The sequence below is a fragment of the Vibrio sp. OPT18 genome, from assembly GCF_015163615.1.
Lineage (GTDB): Bacteria > Pseudomonadota > Gammaproteobacteria > Enterobacterales > Vibrionaceae > Vibrio > Vibrio coralliirubri.
The window spans coordinates 70,306-81,836 of record NZ_JADDYK010000073.1 but is presented as its reverse complement, the minus strand read 5'-3'; the positions used below and the strand labels follow the sequence as shown (position 1 = coordinate 81,836).

General features: G+C 43.9%; 10 protein-coding genes. 6 read left to right on the top strand and 4 right to left on the bottom strand.

Annotated features, from left to right (window positions below):
• Positions 1–141: 141 nt before the first annotated feature.
• Complete coding sequence (locus IQQ51_RS18515) at positions 142–2,211, top strand: DEAD/DEAH box helicase (protein WP_080582207.1); 2,070 nt, start codon at positions 142–144, stop codon at positions 2,209–2,211.
• A gap of 732 nt (positions 2,212–2,943) precedes the next feature.
• A complete protein-coding gene (locus tag IQQ51_RS18510) occupies positions 2,944–4,137 on the top strand; it encodes an acetate/propionate family kinase (protein WP_048614814.1) in 1,194 nt (397 codons plus the stop codon).
• Positions 4,138–4,537: 400 nt separating this feature from the next.
• Here IQQ51_RS18510 and IQQ51_RS18505 read toward each other — a convergent pair whose 3' ends face one another.
• Entirely contained in the window at positions 4,538–5,392 is an 855-nt protein-coding gene (locus IQQ51_RS18505) for an AraC family transcriptional regulator (protein ID WP_193841783.1), read from the bottom strand.
• Between the two features lie 161 nt (positions 5,393–5,553).
• On the opposite strand from IQQ51_RS18505, the gene IQQ51_RS18500 reads away from it, so the two are divergent.
• Entirely contained in the window at positions 5,554–6,186 is a 633-nt protein-coding gene (locus tag IQQ51_RS18500; protein WP_050632933.1) for an HAD-IA family hydrolase, read from the top strand.
• 4 nt (positions 6,187–6,190) lie between these two features.
• The gene (locus IQQ51_RS18495) at positions 6,191–6,808 is read left to right on the top strand and encodes an HAD family hydrolase (protein WP_029827040.1); all 618 of its coding nucleotides are present in this window, start codon (positions 6,191–6,193) and stop codon (positions 6,806–6,808) included.
• A gap of 463 nt (positions 6,809–7,271) precedes the next feature.
• Here IQQ51_RS18495 and IQQ51_RS18490 read toward each other — a convergent pair whose 3' ends face one another.
• A complete protein-coding gene (locus IQQ51_RS18490) occupies positions 7,272–7,487 on the bottom strand; it encodes a hypothetical protein (protein WP_017067490.1) in 216 nt (71 codons plus the stop codon).
• Between the two features lie 170 nt (positions 7,488–7,657).
• Between IQQ51_RS18490 and IQQ51_RS18485 the strand changes: the two genes are divergently transcribed.
• Positions 7,658–8,707, top strand: coding sequence for a cysteine synthase A (locus tag IQQ51_RS18485; protein WP_050633042.1), 1,050 nt, complete (start codon positions 7,658–7,660; stop codon positions 8,705–8,707).
• Positions 8,708–8,803: 96 nt separating this feature from the next.
• Here the strand turns inward: IQQ51_RS18485 and IQQ51_RS18480 are convergent, their stop codons facing one another.
• Positions 8,804–9,370, bottom strand: a complete 567-nt coding sequence (locus IQQ51_RS18480) for a helix-turn-helix domain-containing protein (RefSeq protein ID WP_193841782.1) — start codon at positions 9,368–9,370, stop codon at positions 8,804–8,806.
• Between the two features lie 98 nt (positions 9,371–9,468).
• On the opposite strand from IQQ51_RS18480, the gene IQQ51_RS18475 reads away from it, so the two are divergent.
• Positions 9,469–10,662, top strand: a complete 1,194-nt coding sequence (locus IQQ51_RS18475) for a benzoate/H(+) symporter BenE family transporter (RefSeq protein WP_193841781.1) — start codon at positions 9,469–9,471, stop codon at positions 10,660–10,662.
• 113 nt (positions 10,663–10,775) lie between these two features.
• Here the strand turns inward: IQQ51_RS18475 and IQQ51_RS18470 are convergent.
• Positions 10,776–11,531: hypothetical protein (locus tag IQQ51_RS18470; protein ID WP_228012988.1), on the bottom strand; the 756-nt coding region annotated here is incomplete at its 5' end.

The window sequence follows — 11,531 nt, the reverse complement described above, 5'->3', positions numbered from 1 at the left end:
TAGCCAGTATTGATAGAAAACCGAAAAATATGTGATGTATTTCAATTTTTTCTGGCTTTTTTTATGCATTTAGGGAATAATCCGCCTCCCTTAGACGTCCCTAATGGCTTGAAGTGTTTTATTACTGCTTCGTAACTCTGAATGGAATCAGTATCTGATTGGATCAGTATTGGAATTGATAGAGCTCCCGGGACCTTTTGTTTACTTATATATAGTGGGATCCCAATGTCCGAATCTGTAATTCAATTTAATGAATTAGCCCTAAACGATAACATTCTTTCAGCTCTTGATAGCATGGGTTTCGTTTCTCCGACTCCAATCCAAGCAGCAGCTATTCCTCTTCTTCTTGAAGGCCGTGACGCACTAGGTAAAGCACAGACTGGTACTGGTAAAACAGCAGCATTCTCTCTGCCTTTACTTAACAAAATTAACCTGAACCAACACAAACCACAAGCAATCATCATGGCTCCTACTCGTGAGCTAGCGATTCAAGTTGCTGCGGAAATCAAAAACCTTGGCCGTGATATCAAAGGTCTTAAGGTTATTGAAATCTACGGTGGTGCTTCAATTGTTGACCAAATGCGTGCTCTAAGCCGCGGTGCTCACATTGTTGTTGGTACTCCAGGTCGTGTTAAAGACTTACTAACTCGTGACCGTCTACACCTAGATGAAGCACACACATTTGTTCTTGATGAAGCAGATGAAATGCTAAAAATGGGCTTCGTAGATGACGTTACTTGGATCCTAGAGCAAGCTCCAGAATCTGCACAACGTGTACTTTTCTCTGCAACTATGCCTCCAATGGTTAAGACTATTGTTGACCGTTACCTACGTAACCCGGCTAAAGTTGACGTTGCTGGTACTAACCACACAGTTGATAAAGTAGCGCAGAACTTCTGGGTTGTTAAAGGCGTAGAAAAAGACGAAGCAATGTCTCGTCTTCTAGAAACTGAAGAAACTGACGCGTCAATCGTATTCGTACGTACTCGTCAAGACACTGAGCGTCTAGCTGATTGGCTATCTGCACGTGGCTTCAAAGCTGCTGCACTGCACGGTGATATTCCTCAGTCTCTACGTGAGCGTACTGTTGACCACATCAAACAAGGTGTTATCGACATCCTAGTTGCAACTGACGTTGTAGCTCGTGGTCTTGATGTTCCACGTATCACTCACGTATTCAACTACGACATCCCATTCGATGTTGAATCTTACATCCACCGTATTGGTCGTACAGGCCGTGCTGGACGTAAAGGTAAAGCGATCCTACTAGTTCGCACTAACCAAATTCGCATGCTTCGCACAATCGAGCGCGTAACTAAGTCTCAAATGGAAGAAATCCAACTTCCTCTACGTGACCAAGTTGCTGCTGCACGTGTTGCTAAGCTTGGCGCTGAACTTGAAACTGAGAAAGAAAGCAAAGCACTAGAAAACTTTGCAGGTCTTATCTCTACTCTTCAAGAGTCTCTAGAAGTTGATGCTGCTACTCTAGCTGCAATGCTTCTTAAGCGTCAGCAAGGTAAGAGCCCACTATTCTACGTTGGCGAAGACCCAATGATCGCTGCTATTGAGCGTGATAAGAACCGTCGCAAAGAGCGTCGTGAAGATCGTGACAACGGCCGTGACGGTGGTGGTCGCAACTTCAATACTCAAGATTGGGATACTTACCAACTACAAGTTGGCCGTGAGCAAGGCGTTCAGGTTAAAGACATCGTTGGCGCACTAGCAAACGAACTTGGCCTAACTAAAGGTTCTATCGGTGCTATCAAGCTAGACCAAGGTTCTACTTACGTTCAACTGCCAAAAGCAATGAACTCTGAAACTGCTGGTAAGCTAAGCAAACTTCGTATTCGTCAAAAAGAAGCTGGCGCTGTAGTTGTTGATTTCAACGACTTCCGTGAGCCTCGTCGTGGTGGCGGCGGTCGTGATGGCAACCGTGGTGGCAACCGTGGCGGTCGTGATGGTGGCGGCTACCGTGGTAACCGTGAAGGCGGCAACCGCGAAGGTGGTAACCGTGAAGGCGGTCGTGGTGGATACCGTGGCAACCGTGATGGTGCTCGCGATGGTAACTCTGCTGGCGGACGTGATGGCGAACGTCGTTTCGACCGTAACCGTGGTGGCGATCACCGTGGTAACTTCCGTGGCGAACGTGGCCATGGTAACGGCAATGGCGGTGGTAACCGTGGTCGTCGTCCAGAGCGTAACGAAGGTTAATCAACCTGTCGCTTAGACGCTTTAGTCTAGACACTGAATTTAAAAGCCGAGCGTAATGCTCGGCTTTTTTGTGCCTGCTATTTGAACTTAAGCTTTGGTTGGCTCGATATTCGTAGCCAGCTTACTTTAATCAAGCTTCGTCCCTGTAACTATGCTTCGTCCATGTAACTAGACATCGCGCCTAGAACTAATATTAGTGCCTAAACTTAGCTGTATCGCGTTCTAAGCCTATACGTTAAAGAACGTGCTACAAGATACTAAAACAAAGTGTGAAGGCTATCTAAGCGACGTTACAGTGTATCTATTTGTAGAGTTGTGCTCGAAGGCAATCAAATCACTACTTTCAATTCCAGTGAGCTTTTTGATGCAAACACTGAGCAATTGAGAAATCGAGCAAAAAGTTATCGGTAATGATAAGCAGACGAAAGGGAAGGGTGGTTGTTTTCTAAGCGGATTACCCGCATTCGTTCGAGTCGCTCTAATTAACTGAATCAAGTTAAAAATAACGTGAGCACTCGTTTGCGTCACCTGTTCATTAATTTTCTTATTCAACTATTTTTTAATTTCGCTCTCGAAATAAATAATTTGATGACTAAGATCAACTTAATTGTGTTCATTTAGTGATTTTTTCAAAACAAAAGTTGAAAGATTCAAAAATTATTGAATAATGGGCTTAACTAAAATTGAAGTAAACACTTCATCCAATTCGTACTGAAACAGGATCCATATCCAATGTCTAATTCGTTTGTTCTGGTTATTAACTCGGGTAGTTCATCCCTAAAATTTGCTGTAATCGATTCTGTTTCTGGTGAAGCAGTATTAAGTGGCCTAGGGGAGTGTTTTGGTCTTGAAGATGCTCGTATGAGCTGGAAATATCAAGGCGAGAAAACTGAAATTGCCATTCAAGGCGAAGATAACCACCACAAAATTGCCATTGGCAAATTGGTTGGCCTGATGGAAGATCTAGGCTTCACTGCTGATATCGTGGCTATCGGTCACCGTATCGTTCACGGTGGTGAGAAGTTCACTCAAACCGTTCGTATTACTGAAGAAGTAACGAACGAAATTGAAAGCCTATCTGACCTAGCTCCTCTTCATAACCCTGCAGGTGCTGTCGGCATCCGTGCTGCGATTGAAGCTTTTCCTTCTCTACCTCAATTTGCTGTATTTGATACGGCTTTCCACCAAACAATGCCACAACGTGCATTCACTGGTGCAATCGCAAAAGAGCTATACACAGACTTCGGCGTACGTCGTTACGGTTTCCACGGTACGAGCCACTACTTCGTGAGTCGTGAAGCTGCGAAAATGGTAAACAAGCCTATCGAAAAATCGAGCTTCATCTCTGTTCACCTAGGTAACGGCGCATCTGTCTGTGCAATCAAAGACGGTAACAGTGTTGATACTTCAATGGGCTTCACACCACTTTCTGGCCTTATGATGGGCACACGTTGTGGTGACTTAGACCCAGGCATCATCGAATACCTACTTAAGAAAGGCTGGTCACAAGAGCAAGTATTTAACTCTCTAAACAAGGAGTCTGGCTTCCTTGGCGTGTCTGGTCTTACGAGCGATGCTCGTGGCATCTTAGAAGCAATGGAAGAGGGCCATGAAGGCGCTAAGCTTGCGTTTGAGGTGTTTACTTACCGCGTATCAAAATACATTGCTTCTTACCTTGCAACGTTAGACTCTTTAGACGGCATCATCTTCACTGGTGGTATCGGTGAGAACTCTCTACCAATTCGTCGTGAAATCCTAAACAACCTTAAGATTCTAGGTTTCGTTGAAGATGTAGCAGGTAACGAATCTGCTCGCTTTGGTGCTGAAGGCATCATCGCTAAGTCTGAAATGTTAGACGCGGTAGCAATGGTTATCCCAACCAACGAAGAATTCGTAATTGCTCAACAGTCAGTAGAACTTCTTTAATAGAGTCTGAGAAAATCAGATAATGAAAAGCGAGCCCAAGTGGCTCGCTTTTTTTGTTTTATATGTTGGTTAAATCATCCCGAACGATACTTTTTTCGTCTAGTAGATCTTCGAGTCTGCGAGGCTAGAGTTAACTCACTTTTGCCCCATTCCGCCTTAGTGCAATGACTAACCAATGGATCACGCTGCTGAATTTCCGATACTTGTAGTTATGACTGAGTGCGGAACAACGGTTCTCAGCATCTCTCATTTATGTGCAAAATCGACACTTCTATCCGACAACTTCCGCTTGCATTGTTATGCAATTTCTTTGGGCGTGATAAGGCGTTAATGAACAAACGAGTGAGCTACTCACTTGTGTTAACTGGTGAACAACTATCTGAATACATAGTACTATCTGCTATTTACTAGAAAATTTATCTCGGTATTCCCTAGGTGTTATTCCTTTGTAGCTCTTGAATAACCGATTAAAATTTGAAGGATTATTGTATCCAACCATTTGGCATATATGACTGACTTTCAGGCTAGACGTTTCTAACAACCTAGCAGCATGGCTCAATCGTATTTTTTTCAGCCTTTGACTAAATGTTTCGCCAAAATGACGAATAAAAATACGATTTACCGTTCGCTCACAACAAAAAATATGCTGAGACAAATCATGCAACGAAATATCTTGGGCATAGTGCTGATTCAAATATTCAGATAGTGCTTCAATTCTATCTTTTTCAGACTCAAATTTAACATGTTCAGAAGAGCCTAAAGTCACGGGGTTCTTGTCTTGAGTTACCACTGAAAAAACACGAAAAAGCACCGATAGCTGCTCTAGGCTTGAGGTTTTATAATCAATCTGGTTGATGACTTTTTTCACTTCGACAGCCGTTGATCGGGAAAATTGAATGGATAAGCCATCACCAAGTATGCTGTATAGCTTTCTCATTTCCTTACAGTGCATCAACATATTCGACACCCATTCTTTATCAACCCATAGACTGTACCTCTCGGGGGGAAGCTTTTTACTATTTGCTACTAAGCCTCTTAAATCATGGGGTAATTCTGGAGGAATCAAGAACAAAGAACACGAAGTGACATCTATATCAACACTTCCAATCCTGATTACGCCTTGGTAGTGATCCAGCAACAGGAATTCAAACTCACTGTGAAAATGAGCTTTCAATAACTCTAAGGGAGAGTCATCTAAATGATGTCTCCAAGAGTAGCCTGGACGTATCAAGCTTTTCGTCGGTATAGGTCTCATTCTGCCTAGATCCAATAAATACTGCCTTTAAATATTGTCGAAATAGTATCACTTAATGTCCAAATAGTGCGACTAAAAGCGCGAAATATACCGAATAATAGTCCCAAGAGCTTAGCTAACCTCAAAAACAAAACTAACAACAACTTAAAGAGGTTGAAAGAATGAAGAACTATGCAAAATTCATCTTTGATATGGATGGAACACTTGTCGATTCAAAGGACGCTGTCGAAAAATCATGGAGTCTATGGGCGCTAGAACATAACATCAATGTCGATCGCATTTTAGCCATATCTCATGGTCGCCCAGCGGACGACGTCATCAAAGAGCTGATGCCCCACCTTAATATCAAACAAGAAGTTGCTAAGCTGGAAGCAATAGAATTGGACAATGTCGATTCTGTAAAACCTATACGCGGAGCGATTGCTTTCCTGAACAAGTTAAACGATCACGACTGGGCAATATATACGTCTGCACCAAGAGAATTGGCCGTTCAACGATTGATGGCTGCCTCAATTCCAGTCCCTCAAATATTGGTTACCGTAGAGGATGTACAAAAAGGAAAGCCTGACCCAGAAGGTTACAAGCTAGCGGCCGAAAAACTAAGAGTGCTCCCTGAGCATTGTCTTGTTTTTGAAGATGCTCTAGCAGGTATCCAATCCGCCCTAAGCGCTGGGTGTGATGTTGTTAATATTACCGCTGTTGCTCCCACACAACCCACTATAAATGGAGTTACATCAGCAAGGGATTACTTTGATGTATCAGCATGTCTAAACGACCAATTCATTCAGGTATAAAACTATGGCTCAACCAAAAGTAAGGAACATTGTTTTCGACGTTGGCAACGTGATTGTTCGTTGGGATCCTTTAGAAATTACTCGACTCACTTTTGTGGAGAGTGAAGATCATCAACAACTTGCCAAAGCAACCTTCCAATCCCAGACGTGGATAGATTTGAACAAAGGACTCATATCAGAAACAGAAGCCAAAACTCAGTATCAGCAGATTCTCGGGTTCTCAGAGCAGGAGTGTGAAGAGCTGTTTTATTATGTAAAGCAGACTCAACGTCTAATAGTTGGTTCCATTGCTCTCATTCAACGCATTAAGAGTGCAGGTTATGGTGTCTATGCACTAACGGATAACGTTCACGAAATAGTAGCCTACTTAAAGTCAACCTACTCATTTTGGCCGCTATTTGATGGAGCGATAGTATCGGCGGAAGTGGGCATGCTGAAACCTCAACCAGAAATTTATCACTTGTTACTCAATAAGTACGAACTTATAGCTTCAGAGACCGTGTTTATTGATGACATGCTTTACAACGTGGAAGGAGCAAAGTCTGTTGGTATGCATGCAATTCAATTTGAAGATATAGGCCAATGTGAAAAAGACTTAATATCTCTAGGGCTGAATATCTAGGGCGTTTTCGGGTCTAGTTCCATTTTGCATGTTCAGCGAAACATTCTGCATAAAGCGAATCCAATGCCATAGATAGAGATTGCTTGGTTTTGTCCATCTCGTGCATATCAGCCATCGTGAGAAGCGATAGCTGTTTGTGCGTTGGAGTACTAAAAGTTATCCGAAACAAGCTAAATTAGTAAACTCACTGACTCAGAATTGTCCAAATCCGTGTTAATAGGTGCGATTCTAATAGCTTGCCAACCAACGAAGAACTCGTTGTCGCTCAACAGTCAGTAGAACTTCTGTAATAGAGTCTAAGAAAATTAGATAACGAAAAGCGAGCTCAAGTGGCTCGCTTTTTTGTGTCTAGTAAAGATGCGTCTGAACGTTTTAACGGGGGGATAGCTTATGAGGCGTTCGTCAAACAGTTTTAGAACAGAGTTTCAATTGCGACTCATCGGGTGCTCTGGAAGCGCTTAGGTTATTTAGTCCCTGAGCGGTAGTTTGGATCTGTCCAGCATCGAGGTAACTCTTCCCCTGACATAAACATCAGTTCGGACTTTTTAAACATCTCAGGGTCTTGCTGTTCTTCACCTGCTTGAAACCGACCTTCGATACTGTCTTGAAATAAGTTGGTTAATTTGGTCATTTCAGTTACATCAACGAGGTCACCGCTCTTTTTCTCTTTTAGAAACATTTTTTTGCCCTCAATCTAATCGGTCACCCCTAATTATAATTGCTATTTGGAAAATGAGAGTCTTTTCAATTCCGGCACTTCTTGACTAAGCAGACCCCAGAGCTACGCTTATGATCATCGACAACCCAATCGATGAACAAACCTATCCTCAACAAATAAATGGAGTCGCGATGTCATCTGCCCATATTGCAAACAATCTCAGTGAACTGATTGGCGATACCGATCTTGTTAGAATCAACAGTCTTTCAGAGATATCAGGTTGTGAGATTCTTATTAAGTGCGAACACCAGAACCCGGGTGGTTCGATTAAAGATAGAGCGGCACTTCAGTTGGTTATGGATGCAATAGAAGCCGGTAAGCTTAAGCCGGGAATGACAATCGTCGAAGGTACTGCAGGAAATACGGGAATCGGCCTTGCTCTAGTCGCTAAATCCCTCGGTTACAAAATGTTGGTGGTGATGCCAAAAGGGCAGGCACAAGAGAAAGAGCGTATGATCTCGCTTTATAACGCTGAACTGTTATTGGTCGACCCTTGTCCTTTTGCAAACCCTGAACACTTTTACCACACGGCCAAACGGATTGGTGTCGAAAATGAAGATTATTGGTGGGCAGATCAGTTCGAAAATCTCAGTAATTATCGAGCGCACTATTTAAATACTGGACCGGAAATATGGCAGCAAACCCAAGGGAATATTGATGCTCTAGTGTCGGTGGTAGGGACTGGCGGAACCATTGCCGGAAACTCACATTATCTATCTGAGCAGAAACCCAACCTCGAAACTTGGTTAGTTGACCCAAATGGGTCTGGCATTTATTCGTTTCTACGTAATGGACACTATCAATCAACGGGAAGTTCGTTCACGGAAGGCATAGGGATCATGCGAACGGTTGAAAATTTCAGGCAGGCAAAAATCAATCGTGCAATCACGCTTCCCGATCAGGATTTGGTGACGATATCCCGCCTTGTTGCGGAACATGACGGTATTCTTCTAGGAAGCAGTTCGTCGTTGAACGTAGCAGGTGCGCTATACGCTGCAGCTAGAATGGGGAAAGGGAAAACCATCGTTACATTTAGCTGTGACCTTGCTGAGCGCTCGTATTCGAAGCTGCATAACGAAGCGTTTCTGAAAGAAAAAGAGATACAGCTTAATAAAGAAAACCTTTCTCAACTATGGGCTCGTTATCAAGCAGAAGATGGCAGCATGGTTGTCAACGTATAGTCGTTCTAAGGTGATACTAGCCAGTGGGATGCCTGCTCTTTCGTTAGCGTTGAACATCCGGTTAGAGCTAAATAGCCGTTAGCGCCAAATGCGGCACTATTGCTTGTTATTAGGGTAGTGAATCACATTATGAAATACGGCGTTTCCTTCACCGATATTTTTGTAGCCATGGCTCTGGTTAGCATTAAAGCGAACAGCTTGTCCTGCGCGTAACGTATGCCACTCATCATCAAACATCACGGCCATCTCTCCTGAAATGCATAAGATGTGCTCAGTGACGCCTGCGTTATGTGGGGCGGATTCATGCTGGTAATCGGGTGCTAGGGTGAGTTCGAATATTTCAAATCCTAGTGCTTCCTCAAAAGGAAACAACAAACTGACGAAAAAGCCAATGTTGTATTCCTCATGTCTTAGTTCGTTTGCGTCTCTGAATAAACTCGTCAGTTCACTGTTTGGGCTAGCAGCGATAAAGCTTGAAAGTGACACCTCGAACCTAGAAGCTATCTGCCAGAGCTTAGCGACTGTCGGGCTGGATTCTCCACGTTCAATTTGTCCTAGCATTGCTTTGCTTACGCCAGTTTCTTTCGCTGTTTTGTCTAAGCTCCAGCCTTTTTCTTGGCGAAGGCGTTTCAAGTTAACACCAACTTTAATTTCTGTTTGCATATTTTCTCTACAAGTTTTTTACAAATAAGTTGTGCGTTATAGCGCACAGTGCTAGGTTTGGTCTATGGACGTTATAACGCACGCAGGAATAAATTAACATGACTAAGCTAAAATTTTCTCACGTCAGTACCGGCTTTATCGCTGTTTTCATTGGTTATGCGAGCGCCGCGGCGATCATTTTCCAAGCGGCAATGAGTGCTGGAGCAACCGAAGAACAAGTGGCGTCATGGTTTTGGGCGTTGGGAATTGGCATGGGCGTAACCACGATACTGCTCTCGTTTCACTACAAGAAGCCTGTGGTTACAGCGTGGTCGACGCCTGGAGCTGCGTTGTTAATCACGTCTCTTGAAGGGCTGACAATGAATCAGGCCGTGGCCGTGTTTTTGTTCAGTTCGATGTTGATCACGTTAGTTGGATTAGCGGGGATATTTGAGAAAGTCCTAAAACAGATTCCAACATCGATTGCCTCTGCGATGCTCGCGGGGATTCTATTGCAATTCGGCTTAGGTTTATTCACGTCGTTAATGGAAGAGGTACAAGTCGTAGCGGTCATGCTCGCTGTATTTATTCTGGCGAAAGCGCGGTTAGGAAATTTACTGATCCCAAGCATTTTCATTATCGCACTGGTTATGTGTGTGGGTTTTGGCAAACTCGATGTCAGTCAGGTGACTATGGGATTAACGACCCCAGTGTTCATCACGCCCGATTTTGAGTTCTTTTCGTTGTTCAGTGTCGGTATCCCACTGTTTATAGTGACGATGGCTTCACAGAACTTACCGGGATTTGCGGTTCTAAAAGCGAATGGATACCAAGTCGATTCATCGAAGATCATTACCACCACCGGGGTGACAGGTTTGATTTTCGCGCCGTTTGGTGGCTTTGCGTATAACCTTGCTGCGATTACGGGCGCTATTTGCATGGGCCCGAATGCGGATGGCAATCCAAAGACACGTTACATTGCGGGGATCTGTATGGGCGGGTTTTACTTGTTAGCTGGCGTGATGGGGATGTCATTTGTGTCGCTGTTTAGCGCTGTGCCCTCCGAGATTGTCATTGCGGTTGCTGGCTTAGCGGTGATGCCGACCTTAATGAATTGTTTAGCTGTTTCGATGGCAGACACCCACTATCGAGAGCCTGCACTGCTTACTTTCTTATTCACTGCTTCTGGCACCAATTTACTGGGGATCGGCAGTGCATTTTGGGGTTTGTGCATCGGGTTGTTTTGTTGCTGGTTACACAATTACAAAGCTAAGTCGCGTGGAGCAAGCAAGGCTTCGCAAACTTCGTCGTAATGAAACGACCCAAGATTAGGATCAGGTTCGCTGTGAATTAGAAACACCAGCAAGTTGTTTGAGTAGTAAGCCCAGTCATACTTGTGACTGGGCTTGCTTACAAAGGAATAAAGCTACTTAACTTCGTATCTCAGCAGCACTTCATTATCGAGAACGACATTTGTCGACCAGATAAAGCTTGCGCCAGCACCACTGAATTTTTCGATAAAGTTCATGTACGCTTTTTTATTGTTCACGCCAATATCGTCTTCTGAATATACCGATGCTTGAGGCCAAGATGTTGAATCGAACTCTTGGTTCATCCAGTTGGTTGGTGTTTCCCAATGAGCGGCGTAGGCATCTTGACCGTGGTCAGTTCCTTCCGTGGTGCAGCTTTCAGAAAGACGCTTCCCGTCTACTTCACTCAAACAAGTCAGGTCATAAATCGGTGAGGTATAAAAGGTTTGTGCTTGCCAGTCTGGTCCTGTCACGGTTCCGTCACTAAAGCTCGCGATAAAGCCACCATCACCAGCGTGGTATGCCTTTCCGCGGTTATCTTCGCTCCCAAGACCTAGGTTTTCTTCCCAATCAATCACTTTCACGGCAATCGTGTAAGGCTTCTTCACCTTAAATTTGACGATGTTTGAGTTAAACGGTGTGAAAGGAATGGTATCTACCGCGATTAACTTGCCGTTGATATAAAGTTCGAAATAGTTATCGGCAAAAATATAACCTGTTATTTCCTCACCGTCTTGATCCACTATCGCTACAGGTACAGAGCTTTGATCGACTTCGGCTAGGCTGCTTGGTGTGGTGTTTGAGCACTCTTCATAAAGATCAAAGGCTTTTGGCCCTGTCGCAAAGTTGTTCTTGGCTGGAACCGTCCAAAC